Source organism: Micromonospora sp. PTRAS2 (assembly GCF_054052245.1).
In genome coordinates this window covers 1,047,585-1,073,305 of the sequence record NZ_JBSWBU010000001.1, presented here as the reverse complement: position 1 = coordinate 1,073,305, position 25,721 = coordinate 1,047,585, and the positions used below count along the sequence as shown (strand labels likewise).

General features: G+C 72.1%; 25 protein-coding genes. 20 read left to right on the top strand and 5 right to left on the bottom strand.

All coding sequences use genetic code 11. The annotated features are described in order from the left end of the window. Positions 1-168: 168 nt before the first annotated feature. The 15 genes from ACVMYR_RS05100 (at position 169) to ACVMYR_RS05030 (ending at position 17,370) form a co-directional block, all read left to right on the top strand. A complete protein-coding gene (locus ACVMYR_RS05100; RefSeq protein ID WP_457121188.1) occupies positions 169-2,025 on the top strand; it encodes a lipopolysaccharide biosynthesis protein in 1,857 nt (618 codons plus the stop codon). Then, on the top strand, positions 2,022-3,014 hold the full coding sequence (locus ACVMYR_RS05095) for a DUF3048 domain-containing protein (RefSeq protein WP_457121187.1): 993 nt from the start codon (positions 2,022-2,024) through the stop codon (positions 3,012-3,014). Before ACVMYR_RS05100 ends, ACVMYR_RS05095 begins: the two co-directional genes overlap by 4 nt. Beyond that, positions 3,011-4,513 (top strand): O-antigen ligase family protein, encoded by a 1,503-nt coding sequence (locus ACVMYR_RS05090; protein ID WP_176734091.1) that lies wholly within the window; start codon positions 3,011-3,013, stop codon positions 4,511-4,513. Before ACVMYR_RS05095 ends, ACVMYR_RS05090 begins: the two co-directional genes overlap by 4 nt. Continuing rightward, on the top strand, positions 4,513-5,754 hold the full coding sequence (locus tag ACVMYR_RS05085) for a hypothetical protein (protein WP_457121186.1): 1,242 nt from the start codon (positions 4,513-4,515) through the stop codon (positions 5,752-5,754). The genes ACVMYR_RS05090 and ACVMYR_RS05085 overlap by 1 nt, the downstream gene beginning before the upstream one ends. Next, on the top strand, positions 5,751-6,611 hold the full coding sequence (locus ACVMYR_RS05080; protein ID WP_077935237.1) for a sulfotransferase domain-containing protein: 861 nt from the start codon (positions 5,751-5,753) through the stop codon (positions 6,609-6,611). The genes ACVMYR_RS05085 and ACVMYR_RS05080 overlap by 4 nt, the downstream gene beginning before the upstream one ends. Beyond that, the gene (locus ACVMYR_RS05075; RefSeq protein ID WP_228986414.1) at positions 6,599-8,134 is read left to right on the top strand and encodes a lipopolysaccharide biosynthesis protein; all 1,536 of its coding nucleotides are present in this window, start codon (positions 6,599-6,601) and stop codon (positions 8,132-8,134) included. Before ACVMYR_RS05080 ends, ACVMYR_RS05075 begins: the two co-directional genes overlap by 13 nt. Positions 8,135-8,208: 74 nt before the next feature. Then, positions 8,209-9,246 (top strand): glycoside hydrolase family 26 protein, encoded by a 1,038-nt coding sequence (locus ACVMYR_RS05070; RefSeq protein ID WP_228986413.1) that lies wholly within the window; start codon positions 8,209-8,211, stop codon positions 9,244-9,246. Positions 9,247-9,469: 223 nt separating this feature from the next. Further along, positions 9,470-11,485: a hypothetical protein gene (locus tag ACVMYR_RS05065; RefSeq protein WP_457121185.1), complete on the top strand. Its 2,016-nt coding sequence runs from the start codon at positions 9,470-9,472 to the stop codon at positions 11,483-11,485. 103 nt (positions 11,486-11,588) lie between these two features. Then, positions 11,589-12,038 carry an NUDIX hydrolase gene (locus tag ACVMYR_RS05060; protein WP_176734092.1) on the top strand — a complete coding sequence of 150 codons (450 nt, stop codon included), beginning with the start codon at positions 11,589-11,591 and terminating at the stop codon, positions 12,036-12,038. After that, entirely contained in the window at positions 12,035-12,805 is a 771-nt protein-coding gene (locus ACVMYR_RS05055; RefSeq protein ID WP_457121184.1) for a hypothetical protein, read from the top strand. The genes ACVMYR_RS05060 and ACVMYR_RS05055 overlap by 4 nt, the downstream gene beginning before the upstream one ends. An 81-nt stretch (positions 12,806-12,886) precedes the next feature. Then, the gene (locus ACVMYR_RS05050; RefSeq protein WP_043960869.1) at positions 12,887-13,618 is read left to right on the top strand and encodes a phosphocholine cytidylyltransferase family protein; all 732 of its coding nucleotides are present in this window, start codon (positions 12,887-12,889) and stop codon (positions 13,616-13,618) included. Further along, a complete protein-coding gene (locus tag ACVMYR_RS05045; protein WP_457121183.1) occupies positions 13,606-14,670 on the top strand; it encodes an iron-containing alcohol dehydrogenase family protein in 1,065 nt (354 codons plus the stop codon). The genes ACVMYR_RS05050 and ACVMYR_RS05045 overlap by 13 nt, the downstream gene beginning before the upstream one ends. Continuing rightward, positions 14,648-15,367, top strand: coding sequence for a CDP-alcohol phosphatidyltransferase family protein (locus ACVMYR_RS05040; protein ID WP_077935243.1), 720 nt, complete (start codon positions 14,648-14,650; stop codon positions 15,365-15,367). Before ACVMYR_RS05045 ends, ACVMYR_RS05040 begins: the two co-directional genes overlap by 23 nt. 101 nt (positions 15,368-15,468) lie before the next feature. Further along, on the top strand, positions 15,469-16,374 hold the full coding sequence (locus ACVMYR_RS05035) for an alpha/beta fold hydrolase (RefSeq protein ID WP_457121182.1): 906 nt from the start codon (positions 15,469-15,471) through the stop codon (positions 16,372-16,374). Positions 16,375-16,560: 186 nt separating this feature from the next. Continuing rightward, entirely contained in the window at positions 16,561-17,370 is an 810-nt protein-coding gene (locus ACVMYR_RS05030) for a pectate lyase (RefSeq protein ID WP_077935247.1), read from the top strand. Positions 17,371-17,608: 238 nt separating this feature from the next. On the opposite strand, the gene ACVMYR_RS05025 is transcribed toward ACVMYR_RS05030, so the two are convergent. Next, entirely contained in the window at positions 17,609-19,297 is a 1,689-nt protein-coding gene (locus ACVMYR_RS05025; RefSeq protein WP_457121181.1) for a cellulose binding domain-containing protein, read from the bottom strand. A 548-nt stretch (positions 19,298-19,845) separates the two neighbouring features. Beyond that, positions 19,846-20,652: a hypothetical protein gene (locus ACVMYR_RS05020; protein WP_077935249.1), complete on the bottom strand. Its 807-nt coding sequence runs from the start codon at positions 20,650-20,652 to the stop codon at positions 19,846-19,848. 449 nt (positions 20,653-21,101) lie between these two features. Here ACVMYR_RS05020 and ACVMYR_RS05015 point away from each other — a divergent pair, with 449 nt between their 5' ends. After that, positions 21,102-21,509, top strand: a complete 408-nt coding sequence (locus ACVMYR_RS05015) for a hypothetical protein (protein WP_396792933.1) — start codon at positions 21,102-21,104, stop codon at positions 21,507-21,509. A gap of 172 nt (positions 21,510-21,681) precedes the next feature. On the opposite strand, the gene ACVMYR_RS05010 is transcribed toward ACVMYR_RS05015, so the two are convergent. The 3 genes from ACVMYR_RS05010 to ACVMYR_RS05000 form a co-directional block, all read right to left on the bottom strand. Next, a complete protein-coding gene (locus ACVMYR_RS05010; protein ID WP_077935250.1) occupies positions 21,682-22,371 on the bottom strand; it encodes a hypothetical protein in 690 nt (229 codons plus the stop codon). Between the two features lie 345 nt (positions 22,372-22,716). Continuing rightward, positions 22,717-22,890, bottom strand: coding sequence for a DUF397 domain-containing protein (locus ACVMYR_RS05005; protein WP_457121180.1), 174 nt, complete (start codon positions 22,888-22,890; stop codon positions 22,717-22,719). Positions 22,891-22,907: 17 nt separating this feature from the next. After that, positions 22,908-23,789 carry a helix-turn-helix domain-containing protein gene (locus ACVMYR_RS05000; protein WP_457121179.1) on the bottom strand — a complete coding sequence of 294 codons (882 nt, stop codon included), beginning with the start codon at positions 23,787-23,789 and terminating at the stop codon, positions 22,908-22,910. Positions 23,790-23,935: 146 nt separating this feature from the next. On the opposite strand from ACVMYR_RS05000, the gene ACVMYR_RS04995 reads away from it, so the two are divergent. From ACVMYR_RS04995 to ACVMYR_RS04980, 4 genes are read left to right on the top strand one after another with little or no spacing between them, the layout of a single operon-like run. Then, positions 23,936-24,157 carry a hypothetical protein gene (locus tag ACVMYR_RS04995; protein ID WP_457121178.1) on the top strand — a complete coding sequence of 74 codons (222 nt, stop codon included), beginning with the start codon at positions 23,936-23,938 and terminating at the stop codon, positions 24,155-24,157. Beyond that, a complete protein-coding gene (locus ACVMYR_RS04990) occupies positions 24,154-24,324 on the top strand; it encodes a hypothetical protein (RefSeq protein WP_176734093.1) in 171 nt (56 codons plus the stop codon). The genes ACVMYR_RS04995 and ACVMYR_RS04990 overlap by 4 nt, the downstream gene beginning before the upstream one ends. After that, positions 24,311-25,513 (top strand): helix-turn-helix domain-containing protein, encoded by a 1,203-nt coding sequence (locus ACVMYR_RS04985; RefSeq protein ID WP_457121177.1) that lies wholly within the window; start codon positions 24,311-24,313, stop codon positions 25,511-25,513. The genes ACVMYR_RS04990 and ACVMYR_RS04985 overlap by 14 nt, the downstream gene beginning before the upstream one ends. A 2-nt stretch (positions 25,514-25,515) precedes the next feature. Further along, entirely contained in the window at positions 25,516-25,716 is a 201-nt protein-coding gene (locus tag ACVMYR_RS04980) for a hypothetical protein (RefSeq protein ID WP_457121176.1), read from the top strand. Positions 25,717-25,721 lie beyond the last annotated feature (5 nt).

The following is a 25,721-nucleotide window of genomic DNA, read 5'->3' as shown; positions in this document are numbered from 1 at the left end:
AGCGACGCTTCGTCGGCTTCCCCTGACCGCCCGGATCAGGGAGACTCAGGTTTCCGCCGTGACGCCGCCCGTCACGGACGACTGGCCGGTCCGGTCCAAAGGGAGCGACACACCCCGATGCCCTCGTCTCACCACGCCGATCTGCGCGACTCAGACGGCCCCACCCTGATGACCTACCTCGAGTGGCTACGCCGCCGGTGGTGGATCCTCGTGGTGGCCGCGCTGCTCGGCGCGGGCGCCGGCATGCTGGTCAGCCAGGTGCAGACCCGCACCTACGTGTCGACCACGTCGCTGCTGGTCCGCCAGGTCGGCCCGGACGCCAACCCCGGCGCCAAGGTCAACCTTGACACCGAGGCGCAGGTCGTCCGCTCCCTGGTGGTCGCCGAGCGGGCCGAGGCCCTGATGAAGACCGAGATCCCCGCCGAGGACCTGGTCCGGTCGCTGTCGGTGACGGTGCCGCCGAACAGCCAGGTGCTCCAGATCGCGTTCGAGGCGGCCAGCCCCGAGGCGGCGCAGGCGGGCTCGCACTCCTTCGCCCAGGCGTACCTCGACCTGCGGCTGGCCACGGCCACCCGGTCCCTGGAGAACGAGACCACCGCGCTCAAGCAGCAGATCACCGAGACCAACAAACAGCTCGCCGCCGTCGCCGGCAAGATCGCCGCCGCGCCGCCGAACTCGGTGGAGCGCGCCCGCGCCGAGGCCGACCGCAACGTGCTGACCAACCAGCTCGCCAGCCTCAACAGCCGGCTGAGCCCGCTGCTGAGCACCGCCCTCGACCCCGGCGAGATCATCTCCGACGCGCCGCTGCCCCGGAAGCCCAGCTCCCCGAACACGACCCTCAACCTGGCCAGCGGCCTCGGCGCGGGGCTGCTCTTCGGCATCGTGGTCGCCCTGGTGCTGGACCGGCTCGACACCCGCGTGCGGCGCGGCCGGGACGTCGCCGACCGGCTCGGCGTGCCGATGCTGCTGGAGCTGCCGACCGGCCAGGCCGGGCTGACCATCCTGCCGGCGGGCCACGAGGTCTCCCGCGAGCTGGGCCGGCTGCGCAACGTGCTGCTGTCGACCATGCCCGAGCCGCAGCCCGGCCGGGGCCGCCAGCTGCTGCTCACCGACACCTCGCCCGGCCCGGCGGCCGGCTTCGTCGTCGGCAACCTCGCCGCCGCGTACGCCCGCACGGGCGCGCAGGTGGCGGTGGTGACGACCAAGCGGGACTCCCCGCTGCCCACGATGCTGGGCGGGATCAAGCCCCGGCACACCCTCGCCGACGTGCTGCGCCACGACGTGTCGGCGCTGACCGCGCTGACCCCGGCCCCCGGCCTCGGCCAGTTGCGGGTGCTGTTCCCCGGTGCCCTTGACACCGAGGTGGAGCTGCCCGTCGCCATGATGCTGGAGGTCCTCGGCGAGCTGGCCGCCCGCTTCGACCACGTGCTGATCGAGACGGCCCAGCCGACGGCGGCGGTGGAGGCGCAGGCGCTGGCCCGGCACGTCGACGGGGTGATCCTGGTGATCGAGGGCGGGCAGACCCGCAGCAGTGAGATCACCGCCGCGATCCACCAGTTCGAGCAGGTCGACGCGCCGGTGCTCGGCGCGGTGCTGGCCCCCCGGCTGGCCGAGCGCGTCCCGGCCCCGCCCGCGGCCCCGGCGGCGCGGCGGGACGGCCCGCCGTCGCCCCGCCCGCGGCCCAACCCGGTGCCACCGCAGGCCGGCCCGCCCAACATCGAGTCGACGATGATCCTGCCCCGCCCCGCCACCAGCAACCGGGACAACCGCCCGTCGGCCGGGGGCCCCGACCACCGCCCCTCGGCCGGCGGCCGGGACGCCCATCCGCCGGCCGGCCCGCAGGCCTCCGCCAGGCCGACGCCGCCCCCGGCGGTCCAGGGCCCGCCGCCCGTCCCGCCGGCCCGGCCGACGACGCAGCCGAAACCCCCGGGCAAGTCCACCGTCTACCGGTCGTCACGGGACTCCGACGGTGTCGACCCGGGCCGATACTCGATGGCCCTCGACCCGGTCGAGGACAGGGAGTGAACCGCCGGCGCGCCCTGGGCAGCACGCTCTCGGTGGCGCTGGTCGCCGCGTTCGGCGCGGGCTGCGCCGAGGAGCAGCCGCCCGGGGCCACCAACGTGGTCGACCCGGGCTCACCGGCCCCCCGGCCCACCCCGACCCCGAGCCTGCCGACCGCGCCGCTGTCGGGCAAGCCGGTCGCCGAGGAGGTCGCGGGCCGCCAGGCGGTGGTGGTGCCGGTGCGGGTGACGCCCGGCACGAGCCCCGTCGGGCTGGCCGAGGCCGACGTGGTCTACCAGGAGTTCGCCGAGTCGGAGAGCCTGCACCTGACGGCGGTCTACCAGTCCCGGGACGCCGCGAAGGTGGGCCCGGTCGCGGAGATCCGCCCCGTGGACATCCGCACCGTCGGCGTGCTGCACCCCTTCGTCGGCTACGCGGGCGGGCCGACCGGCTTCCTCAACCAGTTCGCCGCCGCCGAGCTGAAGGGCGTCACCCCGGCGCAGCGCGAGGGGGCGTTCCCGTCGGGTCAGGCGTCGACCGCCGCGCTGCGGGCGGCGGCCCCGAAGGGCGGCGCCGCGCCGACCCCCGTCCTCGACCACGCCACCCCGGGCGCGCCGCTTGCCAGCCAGGGCGTCGCCCCGGCCGGCAAGCTGACGATCGCCGCCCCTGGGCACCCCACGCAGACCTGGACGTACGACGCGGCCAGCGCGTCGTGGCGGGGCAGGATCGGCAAGGTCACGGTGAGCGTCGCCTCGGTGGTGGTGCTCACGATGGAATACCGCACGCTCACCGTGCGTAAGCCGAGCCCCCGCTCGCTGCCCGGGGCGAACGTCTACGGCTCCGGGCCGGCGCTGGTGGTCTCCGGTCCGTCCAGCGCCAAGGCGCAGTGGAGCAAGCCGGGGCAGAAGCTGGTCTGCAACGTCACCGACGAGGGCGGCTTCCAGGTCCGGCCGCAGCCCGGCCCGGCCTGGGTGATCTACGCCCCGAAGACCGCCAAGGTCAGCGTGACATGACCATGGCCGCCCCGCTCCGGCCGGCACCGGAGCCGGCACCGGCGGGACGGCGTCCGGCCGGCCCGCCGCAGCACCCCGCGCAGCACCCGCCGGAGCCAACCCGGCGCTGGTCGCTGCGGCTGCCCGTCGCCTGGCCGGTGACCGCGCTCTTCGTGCTCTACCCGGTGTGGTGGGCGTTGGGCCTGCCCTCGTTCATCTTCGCGATCCTCGCCATCCCGATGGCGTTCCAGCTCTACCGGCGCGGCAACGTGAAGGTGCCGCCGGGCTTCGGGATCTGGCTGATCCTGCTGGCCTGGGTGGTGCTCTCGGGGCTGATGCTCGGCATCACCGCGCCCAACACGCTCCCCCCGAGCGGCTCCGGCCGATTCATCGGCTGGGGCATCCGGGTGATGAACTACACCGCCCTGACGGTGACGATGCTCTACGTCCTCAACCTCAGCGAGCGGGAGCTGCCCCGGGGCCGGCTGGTGAAGCTGTTCGGCTTCATGGCCGTGGTCACCGTGATCGGCGGGTACGTGGGCGCGCTGTTCCCGCAGCTCAAGTTCGTCGCGCCGCTCAACTACATCCTGCCCGCCGCCATCGCCAAGGAACCGTTCGTCAACCGGCTGATGCACGTCGAGGTCGCCCAGGTGCAGGAGGTGCTCGCCGGGGAAGCCAGTTCGCCCCGCCCGGCCGCCCCCTTCGAATACACCAACACCTGGGGCGAGAACATGGCGATCCTGCTGATCTGGTTCATCGTCGGCTGGGTGGTCCTCGGCCGGGGGCCGCGCCGGCTCACCGGCTACCTCGTGGTGGTCGCCGCCGTCTTCCCGATCGTCTACTCGCTCAACCGGGGGCTGTGGATCGGGCTGGTGGTCGGCGCGGTGTACGTCGCGGTGCGGCTGGCGCTGCGCGGCCGGGTCGTGGTGCTGGTCGGGCTGGCGCTGGCGAGCGGGCTGATGGGGGTGGCGGTGCTGGCCTCCCCGCTGGGCGACCTGCTCAACGAGCGGATGGCCAACGGCCACAGCGACGACATCCGGGCCACCCTGTCCAGCGGCGCGGTCGAGGCGGCCAACCATTCGCCGGTGCTCGGTTATGGGGGCAACCGCGCCCTGATCGGCAGTAACCGGTCGATCGCGATCGGCAAGTCGGCCGAGTGCAAGCAGTGCGGCAACCGGGAGCTGGGCAGCAACGGGCAGGTGTGGAACCTGCTGACCGGCCAGGGTTGGGTGGGCGCGTTCTGCTACAGCGCGTTCTTCCTGTGGTGCCTGTGGCGGTTCCGGCACGACAACACCCCGATCGGCATCGCCGGCAGCCTGGTGCTGATCCTGATGCTGTTCTTCCAGTTCCTCTACGGCTCGTTGAACACCACCCTGGCGTACGGGCTGATCAGCGTGGCGCTGCTCGCCCGCAACGACCTGCACCTGCGCGCCGAGCGCCGCGAGGCCCGGCTCGCCGCCGTCGAGGCCGCGTCCGCGCCGGCCGCGCCGGGTGCCCGGCCCGAACGGCGGTTCCGCTGATGCTCACCCCTCCCCCCGGCGCCGACGCGCGCGGCGCGTACCTGCCGGAGCTGGCCGGCCTGGTCTGGCCGGCGCCGGCCCGACCGGCGCTGCGGCGCGGCGGCCGGGCCGGTTTCGCGGTGGTGCCCTCGGCCGCGCGGCCGCGGCTGCTGGTGCCGGCCGGTTCCCGGCGGGCGGCGGCGGGCGCGGTGCGGCACTCCACGGAGGCGCAGAGCGCGAAGGCCCGGCTGCGCCGCGCGGTGCTGGCCACCGCGTTCCGCACCGGGCTGGGCCGGCTCGCGTTCCGGGACCGGCTGGTCGTCGACTCGGGCGGCAACGCGGGCGGCGGCGCGCTCGACGCGCACCTGGCCGCCGTGCTGGGCCGCCCGGCGCTGCTGAGCATCCACATCGGGCCGGCGCGGGCCAACCGCAAGCCGGTGGTCCAGCTCCTCGACGCCGCCGGCGTCCCGATCGGGTACGCGAAGCTCGGCGTCGACCCGCTCACCCGGGCCCTGGTCGAGGCGGAGGCGGCGGCGCTGGCCCGGCTGGCGACGCTCGCCGTGCCCGGCGTGCAGGTGGCCGAGGTGCTGCACCACGGCGTCTGGGGCGGGCACGCGCTGCTGGTGCAGAGCGCCCTGCCGGTGGGGCTGCCCCGGGCCGCGCCCGCGCCGGCCGCCGAGGCGGAGCGGGCCGCCATGGTCGCGGTGAGCCGTTGCGCCGGCGTGGACCACCGCCCGTACGCGGGCAGCGCCCACGACCGGCGGCTCGGAGCCGAGCTGGCGGCGCTGGGGGACCGGCCGGAGGCGGCCCGGCTGCGCGCGGTGCTGGACGAGGTGCGCCGCGTCGACCCGGTGCTGGGCCTGGGGGCCTGGCACGGCGACTGGAACGGCGGCAACAGCGCCGCCCTGGCCGACGGCCGGGTGCTGGTGTGGGACTGGGAGCGGTTCGCCGACGACGTGCCGCTGGGGTTCGACGCCCTGCACCGGCGGGTGCAGACGGCGATCACCCGGGCCGGGGTGGAGCCCCGGGCGGCGGCGGGGCGGCTGATCACCGGGGCGGCCGACGAGCTGACCCCGTTCGGCCAGCCGGCCGGGGTCGCCGACCTGGTGGCCGTGCTCTACCTGGTCGAGCTGGCGGCGCGCTACCTGCGCGACCGGCAGGCCGAGGCGGGGGCCCGGCTGGGACACGTGGACGCCTGGCTGCTGCCGGCGGTGGAGGAACACCTGGCCGGACGGCCGGGTGCGGGAGGAGTGGCGAAGTGACGCTGGTCAAGGCACAGGCGCGGCGCGCGGTGCGGTCGGTGAGCCGGACGTACGGCCGGTGGACCGCCGGGTCGCGGCTCGCCCCCGACTTCCTCATCGTGGGTGCCCAGCGCTGCGGCACGACCTCGCTGTTCAAGACCCTGTCGCAGCATCCGGCGGTGCTGCCGGCGGTCTACCACAAGGGCGTGCACTACTTCGACACCGGCTACGACCGGGGGATGGACTGGTATCTCGGGCACTTCCCGACGGTGCGCCGGGCCGAGGCGGTCCGCGAGCAGGTCGGGGTGCGCGGGGTGACCGGCGAGTCGAGCCCGTACTACATGTTCCACCCGCTCGCGGGGGAGCGGATCGCGAAGGACCTGCCGGGGGTGCGGCTGCTGGTGCTGCTGCGCGACCCGGTGGAGCGGGCGTACTCGGCGCACACCCACGAGGCGGCGCGGGGCTTCGAGACGGAGGGCTTCGAGCGGGCCCTGGAGCTGGAGCAGGAGCGGATCGCCGGGGAACGGGAGCGGCTGCTCGCCGACCCGACGGCGCACAGCCACCACTTCCAGCACAACGCGTACCTGACCCGGGGCCAGTACGTGGAGCAGCTCGAACGCCTGGAGTCGATCTTCGGCCGGGACCGGCTGCACGTGATCGACGCGGACGACTTCTTCGCCGAGCCCCGGCCAGCGTTCGACGCGGTGTGCGACTTCCTCGGCCTGCCGCACTGGGCGGACATCTCGTTCGGCAAGCACAACGCGCGGTCCCGCTCGCCCATGGATCCGGCGCTGCGGACCCGCCTGGAGGAGCACTTCGCCCCGTACGACGAGCGGTTGAGCACCTGGTGGGGACGCGTGCCGTCGTGGCGACGGTAGCCCCGGCCCGGTCGGCCGCCGGCGAGCTGGGCGGCGCGGCGCGGCACGGGGTCGCGAACCTGCTCGGGGTGGCGGTCGCGGCGGTCGCCGGGTTCGGCCTGAACATCATCGTCACCCGCGGCTGGTCCATGTCCGACGCGGGCCTCTTCTTCGCCGCCACCAGCGCTTTCATGATCGCGTACGCGGCGGCGCGGCTGGGCACCGGCGTCGGCTCGGTCTACTTCATCAGCCGCTACCGCACGCTGGGCCAGCCGGAGCGGCTGCGCGCGTCGGTGCTGGTGGGGCTGCTGCCGGTGCTGGGGGTCGGCACGCTGATCGCGGTGGCCGGCTGGTGGGCGGCCCCCCGGATCGTGGCGCTGACGTTCGACGAGCCGGTGCCCGGTGCGGTACGCGCGCTGCGGGTGCTGCTGGTCTTCGTGCCGGTGGCCGCGCTGTGCGACTTCGCCCTGGCCGCCTGCCGGGGCTTCGGCAAGATGCGCCCGCTGCTGCTGATCGAACGCCTCGGCCGCACGGGGTTGCAGGTGGCCGGGGTGGGGCTCGCCGCCGTCCTCGGCCTCTCGGCGACGACGGCGCTGCCGCTGGCCTGGGTCGCGCCCTACCTGCCGGCCGGCCTGGTCGCCACGGTGTGGCTGGCCCGGCTGGTGCGGCGTGCCGAACGGGGCGCGCAGGTGCCGGCGGTGTCGCTGCGCGAGGAGTTCGGGCCGTACTGGCGCTACAGCGGGCCCCGGGCGCTGAGCGGGCTGGCCCAGATGGCGGTGCAGCGGCTCGACATCGTGCTGCTGGGCGCGCTGCGCGGGCTGTCCGAGGCGGCGCTCTACACGGCGGCCACCCGGTTCCTCGCCCTCGGGCAGCTCTCCGGGCAGGCGCTGTCCACCGCCGTGCAGCACCGGCTGGCCGAGCACCTGGTGCGCGACGACCGGGACGCGGCGGGCCGGCTCTACCAGGCCGCGACGGGCTGGCTGGTGCTGCTGGCCTGGCCGGCGTACCTGCTGTTCGCGGTGTTCGCCGAGCCGATGCTGCACCTGTTCGGCGAGGGATACTCCGCCGGGGCGCGGGTGACCGTGTTCCTGGCCCTGACGATGCTGGTGGCCACCGGCTGCGGCATGGTCGACACGGTGCTCAACATGGCCGGGCGCACGTCCTGGACGTTCTACAACGCGCTGGCCGGCACCCTGGTCAACGTGGTGCTGAACGTGCTGCTCATCCCGCGCTTCGGCATCATGGGCGCGGCGGTCGCCTGGTCGGCGTCCATCGTGATCACCAACCTGGTGCCGCTGGCGCAGCTGCACCACGCGTACCGGCTGCACCCGTTCGGCCGGGGCACGCTCGCCGCCGCCGGCCTCGCGGTGGCGTGCTTCGGCGTGCCGGCGTTGATCGCCCGCGCGGTGCTCGACTCCGGGCCGGTCACCCTCGCGGTGCTCGCGGTGCTCGGCACCGCCGGCTATCTCGCCGGTGCGTGGCGGCTGCGGCGGGTGCTCCAGCTCGACGCGTTGCGGGCCCTGCGCCGGGGCCGCCGACGCTGAGGCCCGGCACGGGTCTCACAGCCACGGAAACGACCGCCGGGCACGTCGGCGGCATGGGGAAGGTGCGGCAGACGATGAAGCGGTTCCACAGGGCAGCGGCGTTCCTGCTCGCCTCGGCGTTGGCCGTCACGGCCTGCTCCGAGCAGGCCCCGGACTTCGTGCCGCCCCCGTCCAGCGCCGCGCCGACGGTGTCCCCCCGCACGACGGACGACCTGGCCACCACGGGCCGGGGCCCGGAGCTGCCCGCGAAGGGCGCCTGGCTGGGCGCGTGGGTGAAGCCGGACTGGCAGACCCCGGAGGGGCGGGTCGAGGCGCTCGCCGCGTTCGCCGCACAGACCCAGGGCAACGTGAACCTGGCGCACATGTTCCACGAGTGGGAGGACGACTTCCCCGGCCCCACCGAGCACGCCTTCCAGGCCGCCGGGAAGCTCCAGATGATCTCCTGGTCCGGCGCGGACACCCGGTCGATCCGCGACGGCGTCTACGACCAGCTCATCCGGCAGCGGGCCGAGAAGATCAAGCAGTTCGGGGTGCCGCTGCTGCTGCGCTGGCGGTGGGAGATGGACCGGCCCAACCTGCAACAGAGCATCCACTCGCCCGAGGACTACGTGGCGGCCTGGAAGCGCATCCGGGGCATCTTCACCGAGGTCGGCGCGACCAACGCCGGCTTCGTCTGGTGCCCGCACGTGCAGGGGTTCGTCGACTCCTCCCGTGACGCCGCCGCGTACTATCCGGGCGACGACCAGGTCGACTGGCTCTGCACGGACGTCTACCCGGGCAAGGGGTTCGAGGGGTTCGCCCCGCAGATGGACAAGTTCATGGCGTTCGCCGCCCAGCATCCGCGTCCGATTGTGATCGGCGAGTTCGGCGTGACCTACCCGGGCTCGCCGGGGCAGCGCGGCGCGTGGCTGCGCGAGGCCGGCGACTACATCAAGCGGCACCCGCAGATCAAGGCGGTCGTCTACTTCGCCGCTAAGCAGACCAAGCCCGCGTACGACAGCACCTTCAACGACGACCCGGACGGCCTGGCCGCATTCCGGGAACTGACGGCCGACCCGTGGTTCTCCGCGCCGCCGCCCCCCACCCCGGCGCACGGCCCACGAACCCAGTGAACTCGTCTTTTCGTCCGGCGCGACCGGCTGTCCCGGCAACGGCCGACGCGTTGTCGGCCACAAGACGCAACCCGGGGTAGACGCCGCGCCTTCCGTGCGCGATTGTGTCATCGAGCTTTCCGTCCCCCGGTCGCCGCCTCAGCGCCCGGCGGTCACCGAACGGGTTCGCCCGCTCGCACGGAGGCACCTCACATCGATCTCCGCCGTTCATCCGGAGTTGCCCGTGGCCCGTTTCCCGGCGCTTGGTCGCCGACCTCTCGCGGTCCTGACCGCCGCCGCCCTGACCGTTTCCGGCATCCTCGTCGCCGGCCCGGCCCCCGCGGCGCCCGACCACACCACCGTGGTCGGTGCGGTCCCCTCCGCCCTCACCCCGAACATCGTGGACGGCACCGTCTTCGCCATCCACGACGCCGGCGACAAGGTCATCGTCGGCGGCTCGTTCACGCAGGTGAAGAACCGCAACTCGGACGTCACGATCGCCCGCAACTACGTGCTGGCCTTCGACAAGGCCACCGGCCAGGTGGACACCGCGTTCGCCCCGGTGGTCGACAACGAGGTCAGCGACATCCTCGCGGGCCCGACCGCCGGCACCGTCTACCTCGCCGGCAAGTTCAACACCGTCAACGGCACCAACCGCCGCAAGCTGGCCCTGCTCAACCTCGCCGACGGCAGCGTGGTCACCAGCTTCCCCAACCTGGCCTTCAACGGCCTGGTCAACGACGTCGTCAAGGTCGGCAACCGGCTGCTCGTCGGCGGCATCTTCACCACCGCCGCCACGAAGCCGCGCGCCGGCCTGGCCTCGCTCGACGCCGTCACCGGCGTGGTGGACGACTACCTCACCACCTCGCTGACCGAGCACCACAACTACGACGGGGTCAGCGGTGCGAGCGCCGGCATCGGGCCCGAGAAGCTGGCCGTCTCGCCCGACGGCACCCAGCTCGTGGTGATCGGCAACTTCAAGAAGGCCGACGGGGTGCTGCACGACCAGGTGGTCCGGCTCGACCTGGGTGCGTCCGCCGCGACCGTGTCGTCGTGGAACACCAACCGGTTCGAGCCGCGCTGTTCCTACAAGTCGTTCGACTCGTACGTGCGGGACGTCAGCTTCTCCCCCGACGGCAGCTACTTCGTCATCGTCAGCACGGGCGCCCCGTACGCGGGGACGCTCTGCGACGCGGCGGCCCGCTTCGAGACGTCGTCCACCGGCACGTCGGTCCAGCCGACCTGGGTCGCCTACACCGGCGGCGACACGTTCCTCTCCGTGAGCATCACCGAGCAGGCGATCTACGTCGGCGGCCACTTCCGCTGGCTCAACAACACCTCCGCCACCAACTCGGCGTTCGCGGGCGCGGTGGCCCGGCCCAGCATCGCCGCGCTCGACCCGCTCAACGGCCTGCCGCTGTCGTGGAACCCGGGCCGGCACCCGCGCGGCTACGGCGTGGCGAAGCTGCTGGTCACCCCGGAGGGCATCTGGCTGGGCTCCGACCAGGAATACATCGGCAACTTCCAGTACCGCCGGGGGAGGATCGCGTTCTTCCCGCTCAGCGGCGGGGCCGCCCCGCACTCCACCGCCACCGCCACCCTGCCGGGCAAGGTCTACCTGGCCGGGTTCAGCAGCGGCTCGGTCAACGCGGTGCAGAGCCGGACGTACGACGGGACGAGCGCGATCGGCGCGGCCACGGCCGTCGACAACACCGACGGCACCGCCTGGTCGTCGGCGAAGAGCGCCTTCTGGGTCGGCGGCACCCTGTTCTACGGGATGAGCGGCGCGCTGTGGCGGCGCACGTTCGACGGCACCACCTTCGGCACCCCGACGAAGGTCGACCCGTACCACGACGAGCTGTGGGACACGGTGGTGACCGGTTCCGGGCCGGAGGGCCAGACGTACGCCGGCAACACGGTGAGCTTCTACCCGGAGATCGCCAACGTGACCGGCATGTTCTACACCAAGGGCCGGCTCTACTACACGCTCAGCGGGCAGAACGGCCTGTACTGGCGTTGGTTCAACCCCGACAGCGGCACCGTCGGGGCGGACAAGTTCACCGCCGCCACGACCGGCTTCTCCGACTCCGGCGGGGTCTTCGTCTCCGGTGACCGGATCTACCTGGTCAGCCGGCTGCTGGGCAACCTGTCGTCGGCCAGCTGGGTCAACGGCGCGCCGTCGGGCAGCTGGACGCTGCGCAGCAGCCGCCTCCTCAGCGGCATCGACTGGCGGGCGAAGGCGGTCTTCGTCGGGCCGTGACCCGAGCGAGATTCGGGCCGTGACCCGAGCACGACGCCAGCGGTGACGAGCCGGGGCCGTACGGGGCATCGCCCTGACGGCCCCGGCTCGCTACTGTCGTGACGTGCCCACCGAGCCTCTCCGCTGCGCCGGCGCGCTGATCGTCGACGACGACGGCCGCCTCTTCTTCCAGCGCCGGTCCCCGCAGCGGGTCCTCTTCCCCGACACCTGGGACATCGTCGGCGGCCACCTGGAGCCGGGCGAGGAGATCGAGGACACGCTGCGCCGGGAGGTCACCGAGGAGACCGGCTGGACGGTGTCGCACATCCTCGGCACGGTCGGCGAATACCGGTGGACCGGCAACGACGGGCTGGCCCGCGTCGAGAGCGACTTCCTCGTCCGGGTCGACGGCGACCTGGCCCGTCCCCGGCTGGAGGCGGGCAAGCACACCGAGTTCCGCTGGCTGACCGAGCGGGACCTGGCCGTGCTGGACGAACACCGCGACGTCAACGACGGGCTGATCCGGCGGATCGCCGAGGACGGCTTCGCGGCGCTGCGCTCGATCGGTCTGTGAGCGACGACGTCGAGCTTCCGCCGCACCGGTTCGCCGGGCTGGTCGCCCCGGCAGTCGACCGGGTCTTCGCCGCCGGCATCCTCGCCGGGCGGGACGGGGGCGGCGCGGAGCTCAGCCAGCGGTACGGCGGGCCGGCGGCCACCGGTTTCCTCGTCGAGTTCCGCACCCGGCTGGCCGCGCCGGGCGGGACGGTCGACCCGGCGGGCTTCGCCGCGGTCACCCGGTACCGGGACCCGGCGTCCTGCCAGCGGGCGCTGGACAAGCAGGTCGCGTACGGGATGCTGCACCGCCGCCCCGACGGCTGCCTCTGCGCCACCGAGCGCGGCCTCGCCTTCCTGGCGGAGCTGTTCCAGGTGCACGCCGAGGTGACCGAGGAACTGTGGGCCGGGCACGACGAGCGGGTGCTCCGGCTGGTCGACACCCTCGGCCGGCTGCTGGCGCACGCGCTGGTCAGCGCCGAGGAGGAGACCGACGTGCTGGGCGACGCGTTCGCGGTGACCGCGCCGCCGTACGAGCCGGACGGCACCGCCCCGGGGGTGCTGCTGCTCAACCGGCTGGGCACGCTGCGCTACCACCGCGCCGACGCGCACGCGGCGGCGTGGACGGCGGCGGGGCACACCGCGCTGACCGTCAGCGAGCTGCCGGCGGGCCCGGAGCGGCTGGCCATCGAGCTGGAGACGGACCGCCGGGCCGCCGGCCCGTACGCGGCGCTGACCGCCGAGGAGCGGCTGACGATGCTGGCGGACCTGTCCGCCCTGCCGGGCTGACGCCCCGGTTGGCGGTGGGCGGGGTCGGCCCCGGCGCTATCCTCCACCGGTGACCCGGAGTCGAACCAGGGAGGCAACTGCATGATCGGGATGGTCCTCGCGGCCGGTGCGGGGCGTCGGCTGCGCCCGTACACCGACACCCTGCCCAAGGCGCTGGTGCCGGTGGACGGTGACACCACCATCCTGGACATCGCGCTGCGCAACCTCGCCGAGGTCGGCCTCACCGACGTGGTGGTCGTCGTCGGGTACGCCGCCGACGCGGTCGTCACCCGCCAGGCGGAGCTGGAGAAGCGGCACGGCGTCACGCTCACCCTCGTGCACAACGACAAGGCCGAGGAGTGGAACAACGCGTACTCGCTCTGGCTGGCCCGGGAGCACTTCGCCAAGGGCGTGCTGCTGGTCAACGGCGACACCGTGCACCCGGTGAGCGTGGAGCGGACCCTGCTGGCCGAGCGCGGGCCGGGCATCCTGCTCGCCGTGGACACGCTCAAGACGCTGGCCGAGGAGGAGATGAAGACCACCTTCGACGCCGCCGGCCAGCTCACCCGCATCACCAAGCTGATGGACCCGGGCGAGGCGTACGGGGAGTACATCGGCGCGACGCTGATCGAGCCGCAGGTGGCCGACGCGCTCGCCGACGCCTTGGAGGCGACCTGGCGGCGCGACCCGAACCTCTACTACGAGGACGGCTACCAGGAGTTCGCCGAGCGGGGCGGCGAGGTGCGGGCCGCGCCGATCGGGGACGTCTCCTGGGTGGAGGTCGACAACCACGACGACCTGGCCCGCGCGCGGGAGATCGCGTGCCGCTACTAGCCCGGACGATCCTCACCCCGCTGCACATCGACGTGCGGCGGGGCGCGGTGGCCGACCTGGCGGCGATCCTGGCCGACGGGCGGATCTCCTCCGGCGGGGACGTCGCCGTGGTGGTCGGGCCGGGGCAGGGCGGGCAGATCGCCGAGCTGATCCGCCCGTCGCTGCGCTCGGCCGACGTGTTCACCGTCGCCGGGGGCACCCTGGAGGCCGCCGACGACCTGGGCGGGAAGCTGCGCGCCCGGTCGTACGACGCGGTGGTCGGCATCGGCGGCGGCAAGACGATCGACGTGGCCAAGTACGCGGCCACCCGGCGCGGCCTGCCCATGGTGACCGTGGCGACGAGCCTGGCCAACGACGGCATCGCCTCCCCGGTGGCGTCGCTGATCACCGGCGGGATCAAGGGCTCGTACGGGGTGCACATCCCGATCGCCGTGATCGTGGACCTCGACTTCGTTGAGGCGGGGCCGGAGCGGCACAACCGGGCCGGCATCGGTGACGTGGTGAGCAACATCAGCGCGCTGGCCGACTGGGAGCTGGCCCGCCAGGTACGCGGCGAGCCGGTCGACGGCCTCGCCGCGTCGCTGGCCCGGATGGGGGCCGAGGCGGTGCTCGCCCACGCGGGCGACATGACCGACGACGCGTTCGTCACCGTGCTCGCCGAGGCGCTGATCTCCAGCGGGCTGGCGATGGCGGTGTGCGGCACGTCCCGCCCGTCCAGCGGCGGCTGCCACGAGATCATGCACGCGATCGACGCGCTCTTCCCCGGCACCGCCTCGCACGGCGAGCTGGCCGGCCTCGGCGCGCTGTTCTGCACGTTCCTGCGCGGCGACGTACGCCGCTTCGCGGAGATGTCGGCCTGCCTGTCCCGGCACAACCTGCCCCGGCTCCCGGCCGAGGTGGGGCTCACCGACGACCAGTTCGTCGAGGCGGTGCAGTTCGCGCCGGCCACCCGCCCCGACCGGTACACCATCCTGGAGCACCTGGCGATGTCGGCTTCCGAGACGCGGGAGCGGCTGGCAGACTACGCCGGTGCACTCCGCGACCTTGGCTGATCCCGCCCGCCCCTCCGTAGCCGACTTCCACCGGGTCAACCGGGGCGGTGGCCTGTTCAGCGAGTCGGTCAGCCAGTGGCTGGGCGCGGTGTTCGCGCTGGTCGCCCAGCGGCTCGGGCTGCGCCCCACGGCGCTGACGCTGGCCAACCTGGTGCTGGGGCTGGCCGCCTCGGTGACCGTGGTCGCGCTCGCCGACGAGGTGGCCGCCGGCACCGTCCCGGCGTGGGCGGTCGGGCTGGCGGCGCTGGTCGGCTGGCAGGTGGCGTACTCGCTGGACTGCGCCGACGGGCAGCTCGCCCGGGTGACCAAGACGGGCAGCCCGGCGGGCGCCCGGGTCGACGTGCTCGCCGACGTGGCCGCCCAGATCGCCCTGGTGGCCGCCCTGTCGGCCACGGCCGTGGCGCAGCGCCCATCGACGCCGACCTGGCTGGTCGCCCTCTTCGCGGGCACCTGGATGGTCAACCTGGTGACGTCGGTGATGCAGTCCGGCCCGAACGCGGCCAGCATGGTCACCTCGACCTCCCTGCCGGTGCGCCTGGTGAAGCTGGTCCGCGACTACGGCGCGGTGATCTTCGTGGCGGGCCTGGTGCTGGCGTTCGCCCCGGCCCTCACCTTCTGGGTGATCGTGGCGTTCACGGTGGTCAACGGCGGCTTCCTGCTGGCGAGCATCGCCTTCTCCGCCCGCGCCTCGTTGTAAGGAAGGGCACCTTGTTAACGCATTCTGCATAGCAGGGGCCCCTTCTTAACCGCCGCTGGGCGGGAGGGTGCGCTGGGCAGGAGAGTGCGCGGGGCGCGAGGGTGCGCGCGGGGCGGGACGGGGGCGGCGCGGTGCGGGCGGTGCAGAAGGTGCGCCATCGACGGGCCGACGTCGACGGGCTGGAGGTCTTCTTCCGCGAGGCCGGGCACCCCGGCCAGCCGGCCGTGCTCCTGCTGCACGGCTTCCCCAGCTCCTCGCACTCGTTCCGCGAGGTCATGCCGACGCTGGCCGACGTCGCGTACGTCATCGCGCCTGATCTTCCCGGCTTCGGGATGTCCTCGTCGCCGACCGTCGAGGAGTACGACTACACCTTCGAGAACCTCTCCCGGACGATCGGGAGTCTCCTCGACCAGCTCGGGGTCGGACGCTTCTTCGTCTACCTGCACGACTTCGGCGCGCCGGTGGGATACCACCTGGCCACCCGCGCGCCGGATCGCGTCCGCGGTCTCGTCGTGCAGAGCGGCAACGCGCACGAGGACGGCCTCGGCAGACAGTGGGACGGCGCCAGGGCGTACTGGGCCGACCCGACCGACGACAGGCGCGCCGAGTTGCCGGACTGGTTGACCTTCGCCGGCACCCGTGACCAGTACGTCGCCGGGCTGCCTGAGCGCCTGCGCACGCTGCACGCGCCCGAGTCGTGGCACCTCGACTGGGAGCGGATGGGCCGGCCCGGCAACCTCGACGCGCAGTTCGCGCTGTTCGGCGACTATGCCAACCACCGCGCCCGGTTCGGCGAGATCGCCGCGTACCACCGGGACCACCAGCCGCCGGCGCTCGTGCTGTGGGGGCGGCACGACGCGTACTTCGATGTCGACGAGGTTCTCGCGTACCACCGCGCCCTCGACCGCATGGACGCGCACGTCTACGACGCCGGGCACTTCCTGCTGGAGACGCACGCGGCCGAGTGCGCCACCCTCATGCGGTCGTTCGTCCTCGACAACGTGTGACGGTGTGGGGGCCGATTTCGGCACCCACCAGGGAAACCCCTTCCGCGCCATCGACGGTTGTCGTACCGTAACAACTCGTAGGCAAGCGCTTTCCCACTGCGTGCGGCGCATACGGGAAGGCGTCCCTACGCACGCGGACGCACGTCCGTCACACCACCCCGTCCCTTGATCCCCTTCGGAGGACACGTGACCACACGTGAGAACGGCGCGACGCCCCGCCACCGGCGGTGGCGGCTCGCCCTGCTGCCGCTCGTCACCGCAGGACTGGTCGCCACCGGCCTGGCCGTAACCCAGACCGGCGCGCAGGCCGCCACCTGGCCGACGCCCAAGAGCACCACCACCGTGACCAGCACCCAGCCGGTCAGCGGCACCAAGGACTTCGGCCTGGTGCGCTACAAGGCCGGCGGCGCGATGGGCGACGGCGGCCAGAGCGAGAGCCAGAAGCCCCTCTTCGAGCTGGCCGACGGAGCCGTGGTCAAGAACCTGATCATCGGCTCTCCGGCCGCCGACGGCATCCACTGCAAGGGCAGCTGCACGCTGATCAACGTCTGGTGGGAGGACGTGGGCGAGGACGCCGCCACGTTCAAGGGCGGCTCGTCGGCGAACTACACCGTCGACGGCGGGGGTGCCCGGTCCGCCTCCGACAAGGTGTTCCAGCACAACGGCGGCGGCAAGCTGACCATCAAGAACTTCGACGTCAGCAACTTCGGCAAGCTGTACCGGTCGTGCGGCAACTGCTCGACCCAGTACAAGCGGACGGTCGTCATCCAGAACGTCACCGTGACCGCGCCCGGCAAGTCGCTCGCCGGCATCAACACCAACTACGGCGACACCGCGACCTTCTCGGGCATCACCATCTACGGCGACAGCAGCAAGAAGATCGCCATCTGCGAGCGCTACACCGGCAACAACACCGGCAAGGAACCCGTCAAGACGGGCAGCGGCCCCGACGGTACGTACTGCAAGTACACGTCGTCCAACATCGTCTACAAGTAGGCCCAGGCGAGCAGAGTCCGACCGTACCCAGGCGGGTCGCGCACACACGGTGCGCGGCCCGCCGCCTCGTCGACACCGCCAGAGACGGGCCCGGCCCGATGACCGGCAGCCCACCCGCCGGGCCGCCGTTTCACAAATGAAAAGCACCGATGGTACGACCTGAGCACCCGGGTGCGGCCCCTCCCCGACGGAGGAACCGCACCCGGTCTCCAGCTATCTCAGGTGGCCAGCGTGCCGGTCAGACCACCGTGCAGGCGACGCCGTTGAGGGTGAAGGCGGTCGGCTCGGCGGTGCTGCCGCTGGTGTTGGCCTGGAAGCCGATGTTGATGGTGGCCCCGGGGGCGATCGTGCCGTTGTAGTCGACGTTACGGGCGCTCACCTGGCCGCTGGACGGCGAGTAGGTGGCACCCCAGCCCGAGGTGATCGACTGGCCCGAGGGCAGGGTGAACGCCAGCGTCCAGCCGTTGATCGCCGAGGTGCCCGTGTTGGTGATGTCGATGCTGGCCGTGAAGCCGGTGCCCCACGAGTTCATCGTGTAGGCGACCCGGGGACCCGTGCCCCCGCCGGACGTGGGGGTGGGGGTCGGGGTGGGGGTGGAGGTGGGCGGCGGCGGGGTGCCGTTCACGCTGGTCACGAAGGTCATGATGCTGCGGGCGGGCAGCGTGACGGTGAGCGAGCCGTTGGACATGGTGAGCGCGTTCTGCGGCGCGACGGTCCGGCTCGCGTCGGTCAGCCAGTTCTGGACGCTGCCGGACGCGGTGGCGCCCGACAGGGTGAACTGCTGGCTCACCGACGAGGTGTTCTTGTTGACGGCGACGATGACGACGGTGTTGCCACCCCGGTACGCCGACACGTAGACGTTCGACGCCGGGTTCGCCGTCGCGTCGATCCGCGTGTAGCCGGGCCGGACGAACCGAGCAAAGTGCGCCATCATGGCACCGCGCTTGCTGATCTGGCCGTCCTCGCGCATGGGGCCGTAGCTGCGCCGCAGGTACCACCACACGTACGCCTGGAACTCGGCGTCCACCATGGCGCGGTGGATGTGCTCGCCCACGTCGAGCGCCTCGGGCCAGGCGTCACCCGAGTTGGTGTTGCTGTTGGGGTAGTAGACCTCGGTCATCCACAGCTCTTTGCCCGCACCCTTCTGCTTGAAGAGGGGGTACGGGAAGTTCGAGTACGACGTCCCGTAGAGGTGGGCCCCGATGATGTCCACGTTGGCCAGCGCGGTGGCGTCGTTGAGGATCGGGTCCGACATGGACTTGATGTACTGGAACGACTCGGGCGCCATGACCTTGGTGCTGATCGAGCCGGCGTTCTCCCGCAGGAACTTGACCATCTCGGCGGAGGTCCACCAGGTCCAGTCGTGCGCGTAGTCGGGCTCGTTCTGCACGGAGATGCTGTAGAGGGGCACCCCGTTGTTACGCATGTACGTGGTGAAGTCGTTGAGGTGCTGCGCATAGGCGGCGTACGAGCTGGCCCGGAGCCGCTTCGCGTTGGTCTGGCTGCCCCGGGTGAAGGTCTCGATCATGCTGGCGGGCGGGTTCCACGGCGACGCGAAGACGGTCACCCCCAGCTCGACGGCGCGCTTCGCCGTCGCGAGGTCGCGGCCGAAGTCAGCCGAGCTCTCGCCGACGGGAATCCGCAGGATGGAGAAGCCCAGGCGGCCCTCACCGGTGCCGAAGGCCGTCTCCCGCTGGGCGGCCGTCAGGTCGCCGATCCAGGCCGCGTGGGCCATGGCGCCGTACCCCTTGATGGTCTGCCGCTGCGCCGACAGGTTGATGGTCGCGGGCGCGGCCGAGGCTCCCGTCGCTCCCAGCAGCGTCCCGGCGGCCGCCGCGACCGGCACGGCCCCCACCGTCGTCAGTACGGTTCTCCGGCTCAGCGTGCGCCGCTCGCCGCCGACCGACTCGGTCTGATCCTGCGTCATGTTGCGTCCTCCTGGCTGGTGGTGGTGATACGCGCGTGCCCCGGTCCTGCCCGGACCGGTCGGCACCGCCCTCCAGCGTCGCCTTGGGGACTGCCCTTGACCCCGGCGTCAATGACCCGTCGGCTCTCATCGACTGACGCCACTGTTAGCGATAACAGATCGAAAGTTTAGGTTCCGTCGATAACACGGGTCAAGCACCCGGTGGGCCGGTGAGCAGGCGAACCGGCACCGGCTCGGGCGACGACCAACACGGTCCAGCCACCAGCAGGAAGGCCGCGAGCGCATCAACAACCTTTCAACGCACGCGGACAGCCTGGGGAAGGCGCGACCCGATCCGGCTGCGACTCCAGGCCAGCCCATCCCCTCACGGGACCGGCTCCGTCCCCGCTGTCCGCGCTCCCGCCCCGCCCCGCCCACCGCGATCTTGCAGTTACGGCCCCGGCAATTAGGGTGAAGCACGTATCCGAGGGGCCGAAAGTGCAAGATCGGTGCGTCGTGGCGGGCGGAGGGGGCGGACCACCTTCAGCGGGTCGCCCGACCGGCCGGCGTCATCCGTGCGACCCGACGGAAGGCTCACTCAGGTGCATGACGACCATGGCGCCCTGGCCCTCACCGAACTCCCAGCCGGCGATCGCCTTGCTGCCCGGCAGGGCGGCGATCGGCCCGAAATCGCTTGGGCACTTACCGGGGCCGAGGTAGTACGCGCCGGCCATCCGTGCCCAGTGAGCGTCGAGGCACAGCCCGCGGAGATGCCGTCGTAGCGCATCGTCGCCGACCTGGTCCAGGGCCGATTCCCAGCGAGGGTCAACCACACTCGCCTCGGACGTGACGTACCCTTCCCGCACGAGGCTCTCGCCGATGTCGGACAGGCCGTCCGGAGCGCTCATCGTCCACGTCGCCGCCCGCATCGCGTCGAACAGCGAGCCGTCCGTCCGTGGCCGCAAAAGCAGGTGGGGAAACAGCCGGTAGCCATCGGGGGTGAGTTCGTCGAGACTCAGCGAGCCGGCCTGTAGCGCCCTGCCGATGTCCCTGCCCCACACCAGGGCCCGGTCGTCGTCCGTCGTGACGGTCAGCAGCGGCTGGAGCGCGGCGGGCCGCACCTCCGTGGCGATGAACGCCGATCTGGCCAGGTCATCCATCCAGCGGTCCGGGTAGAGCCAGTCGCCGCCGTTGTCGCCTGACCTTCCGTTGACGTCGGCGACGAGTTCTGCGGGATCAAGGTCCTCGAGCACATCGCCGGCGGTCTCGTCGTCGTAGTGGAAGACCGCGTACGTCCCCGCCGCGTCGAACTCCGCCAACGGCCGGCCGAGCAGCAGCCCGAACGCGTGACCAAGCAGGTCGTCCCAGTCGGACACGACGTCTCCTTCGGATAGCTGTCGCCCAGCGCGACCGGCACCCCGGGACCGCGCACAGGTGATCATGCCAACCCCGTATGACAGGCTGCGGGGCGCTGGTACGCGACACGGCTCCACACCTGTCGTTCTCTGGATGACCCGGACGCGTGAGATGCCCAGGCGCCCCTGAAGCTCCGCACTCCGGTACGGCCTTCGCCGCCAGAAGCGCCCCGGCACCGCGTGACGGAGTCAGCAGCGGTCCCACCGGGGGCACCTATGATGTCGGTGGCACGAGAGTCGGTGATTGGTAGTTGTCGGTGGCACAAACGGTCGACAATGCAGGATTCCCACTCGGGCGGCGGCGTCTCGCGATAGCCGCAGCGGTCCTGGCCGTGGGTTGCCTCAGTGCGGCCTTCACCCTGCTGCACGGTCAGGAGAGACCGGCACAGGCACAGGCCCAGCCGGCCTCCATGGACAACACCGAGAGTGGCCCCGCCCGCTGCCCGGATGCCTGGGACGAGCACTCTTCGCCGTCCGGCGGTACGGCTGATCTGGTGCCGACAGGGGCTACCGAGGTGCTCCTCTGCACCTACCGGCACGGCAGCGTGATCCCGTTACGGCTGGACGCCAGCAGGAAGCTCACTGAGCGCGTCGATGAGCTTTCGGCGTACCTGAACGGCCTGCCGACCGATCCACCCCAGGATGAGATGTGCCTGCTCGGTCAGACTGTCGAGCATGCGATCGTCTTCGGCTACCCCCAGGAGCGGGCCGTGTCGATACGCCTGGTCGACTGCGACTGGAAGCGGGAAGGCGCGATCAGATACGGCGGCGACCTTCGAGAGGTCACCGCGTACTGGGGTGTCCGCTGGAACGAGTAACACCCCGACGCTGTTCACACCCGCCGCACGCCACCGATTCGCGGTCCACCTGCCCACCCCTGCAGCGATCTTGCAGTTACGGCCCCGGCAAAAGGGGTGAAGCACCCTTCCGAGGGGCCGAAAGTGCAAGATCGGCGCGTAGTGGGATGTGGAGAGGGAGTGTGTTGGCGGGTCAGGCTGGCCAGTTGGCCGGGGGTTCGCCGAAGGCGCGACGAGCGGCCCGCACAGCCAGAGCAGCGAGGGCGGCGTTGGCGCCACCGCCGATCACAGCACCGACGCCGAACGGCGCCACTCGACCAAGAACGATGATTCCCTGCTTGGTCCCGTACTTCGTGATGAAGTGTCGCCCCAGAACCTTGTTGATCTGGCGCAGAGTCTCGCCCGGCACCATGGCGACGATCTGACGTGCCCAGTGTTGCCCCGTACGCTCGGCGACCTTGGTGATGGTGGCGGAGCCGGACCCGCCGAGCATGATTCCCAGGACGATCGTTCGGCGACGCTCAATCTCGTCGATGGGGACCCCGTGGACTTCGGCGACCGAGAGCGCGAAGAGGGCGCTCAGCTCAAGAGACGAGAGGGCCTCGCCGGCCGACAGTGCCAGTGCGACACCCGTGCCGACGCCGGGTGCCGCTGCGGCTCCGCCCACCGCAGCACCCGTCGCGGTCAAGGCACTCACGTACATCCGCTCCAGATTGCGGATCACCTCTGCCGGCGTCGCCTCCGGGTTCCGCTGGCGGGCCCGGGTGATGTTCTTGCGTACCAGTGGGCTCTGCATGTCGATTGCCTTGTGCAGAAGGTCAAGGACTTGCTGCCCACGTACGGCTGCTTCCGAAACCGGCCCGTCGAAGGCATCTGCTGCCATGCCTTGAACTCCTTAGATCGTCACGTCCCCGCTACGCCGTCCTGGCGCGCGGGTCGTTGAGTGAGCGTCTGCGGCGTGGGCGACCCGATGACCGTCCACTGTGGTGAGAACCACCGAGGCTACGGTGCGGCCTCCGGCCAAGGCCAGATCCGAAAGGACGCCCGCCAAGCGGACGATCAGGTGGTGGCACCGGCACGTCCGTCCGCTTCGTTCAGCGAAACCTCGAACGCCCACTGCCGTAGTAGCCGCCGGTGACGTGCCCTCGACTGCTCAGGAAAGCACTGTGCCCCGGCTCCGAAGAAGGGAGCCGGGGCACAGTGCCGTGTGTCGATGCGGGAGGCGGCGTTAGTTGGTCTTGAGGGAGCCGATAAACGCGCGCCAGCCCTGGGCGTCGAAGGCCAGCGTCGGGCCGGACTTGTCCTTGCTGTCTCGGACGGCCACCCCGTCGCGGAGGTCCGCCACCTCGACGCACTGACCGTTGCTCTGGCTACGGGTGCTCTTACGCCACTTCGGCTTCATGGTCGTCCCTTCTTCTGCTACGCCAGACTCCTGGCCACCTCGGCGATCAACTGCCGGGACTTCGATGAGCTGAGGGCCGAGCTGTGCAGGTGCGTATAGGCCAGGGTAACCCGGCGCATGTCCTCTTCACGCTCCAGATACACGTCTCCGGCGAAGCTCTCGACGTAGGCAACCGGGGTGTGCACGTCCTGCGGAAACTCCAGGATGGCGACCGAGCCGAGCATCCCAGGGTGAGCACCTTCGGCATACGGGAGAACCTGGATGTCGATGTTGTCGCGCTTGCTCATGTCGACCAGGTGGAGAAGCTGCTCCCGTAGCACTTCCCGCCCGCCGACCTCGCGGTGAAGTGCGCTTTCGTCGATGATCGTCCAGAGGTTGAGTAGTGGCTCTTCCGTCAGACACACCTGTCGTGCCATCCGCACCTGGAGACGCTTCTCTCGCTCCGCTGCCGCCTCGGTCATCCGCTGCTGGTCAAAGATGGCGCGGGCATACCGCTCGGTCTGGAGCAATCCCGGCACAGCAGCCAACTCGAAGTTCCGCACTGCTGTTGCCGCAGACTCCAGCCCGATGTACATGCTGTACGGGTTCGGGAGCTGACCGAACTTCGCCCACCAGCCGCGCTCCTTGCCTTGACGCTGAAGGTCGAGGGCGGTCTGTCGAACCCGTTCGTCAGTGACGTCATACCGCGTGAGCATCACGATCACGTCCGCCCGACTCACGCCCACGTCGCCAGACTCGATCTTGTAGACCTTGGATTCCGAGCAGCCCAGCTCGGCTGCGATCTCCTTGTGTGAGACCTTCGCCGCTTCCCGGAGCCGGTGCAACTCTCGGCCGAGCTGCCATCGAGCGATCGTCGGGCCGCTTGCCCTCGCCACGTCTACCTCCAGAGTCGTGAACACCGCCAGTGTTCCCCTCTCCGCCTCCCAGATCAAGGAACACAAGGCGAACCTCGATCCTCCATGGAAAGTTTCCGTGTAAGCCTAGACTTCTCGCTCCACTCTTGTCACTCTCTGCATGTAAGCCGATACCACTTTCGGGAGGACTCATGGCTCGGCATGCGAAGAACCCGACGCGCCCCGGTCTGCTGCGCCGGCTCTGGCCCTTCGAGCGCCGCCGCGCGAACCCACCCGACTGCATCTGCCCACCGAGGACAGCTCCGGATCGGCCGGCGGCATACCGGGCCGTCGGCGTGGCCCGGGTGCCCTACCTGCCGGATCGGCCGCTGCCGGCCCTCGCCGGGAACCACCGCGCGGGGCGCTGGTCGTGACGGCGCGGCGGAAGCCCGAGCGCGAGGACCGGGGCGAGCAGATCCAGGCCGCCGAGCGGGAGGCCGCCCGGCAGCGGATCCTCGCCCAGGCCGAGGCGGAGCGGATACCCGCCGAGGAGAGCACCCGGGCGAAGCCGGACCGGCGGTGGCAGCGTGAACAGCCCTGAGCTGCTGCCGGTGGGCCGGCGGGTGGCGTACTGGCGGGGACGGCGGAGGCTGTCGCAGCAGGTGTTCGCCGATCGGCTCGGCAGGTCGAAGTCCTGGGTCGACAAGGTCGAGCGGGGTGTGCGGTCGCTGGACAAGGTGTCGACGTTGCGGGACATCGCCGCCGTGCTGCGGATCGACACCGCCGTGCTCCTCGGCCGGGACGCCCAGCCCGCCGCCATGGCCGAGCGGGTCGAGGGGGTGGCGCGGATCCGGGAGGCCCTGTCGACGTACGAGATCGCTCTGGGTCGGCCGCCGGCCCGCCACGGTGCCGTGCCGGCGGACCGGTTGGCCCGGGACGTCGAGCACGCGTGGGTGACGTTCCAGCATGCGCGGTATCCGCAGGTGATCGCCGCCGTGCCGGGCCTGCTGGCAGGCTTGCAGTGGGCCGCCGCGGACGATCCGGGGTGGGGTGGGCCGCTGCTGGTGGAGGGGTACCGGCTCACGGCGTCGGTGCTGGTGAAGCTCGGCGAGGTGGAGCTGGGCTGGCTGGCGGCGGACCGGGCGATGGCCGCCGCGACCGGCGATCCCGTGCTGGTGGCCGCCGCTGCGGTGCAGCTCGGTCAGGTGTTCCGTGCGGCTGGGCGGGCTCGGGCGGCGCAGTCGGCGGTGCTGGCTGCGGCGTACCGGATCGCACCGGCCGATCCGGCGGAGGGTGCCCCCGGGGCGTTGTCGTTGTGCGGGACGCTGCTGGTGCAGGGGGCCCTGTCGGCGGCCCGCCGGGGCGACGACCGCGCCGCCGACGAGCTGCTCGACGAGGCCGCCGGCATGGCCGCCCGGGTGGGCGACGGCCAGGATCATCATCGGACCGCGTTCGGGCCGACGGCCGTGGACCTGGCCCGCGCCGCCGCAGCCCTCGACCTGGGCGACGCGGGCGGGGCGGTCGCCTGGCACGAGCGGACGACCAGGCGGGACGGCTGGCGGTGGCTGCCGCTGGAGCACCGCGCGGCGCATCTGGTCGACGCGGCCCGCGCCTACGCCTGGGCCGACGACCCGGCCCGCGCGGGTCGGGTGCTGCTCGACGCGGACCGGCTGGCACCCGCAGAGGTACGCCACCGGCCGGCCGCCCGGGAGGTGCTCGCCCAGGTGGCCCGCGACCCGCACGCCCCGGCCGCGATCGTTCAGCTCGCCGCCGCCGTCGGGGTGACCTGAGCATGACCGGGCCGTTCCTGTCGCTGGCCCAGATCCGCAACCGGCTGATCCTGACCGCCAGGGCGGTGCTGCGCGACCATCGGGCCGGGCCGGACGGCCGCTGCCGGGTGTGCCGGGTTCCGGAGTGTCGGGTGGCGACCGCCGCCCGCAACGTCATCCGCGCCGCCGCTGACTGCCGAGCGGCGGACGCAGATGGGCGGTAGCTCGT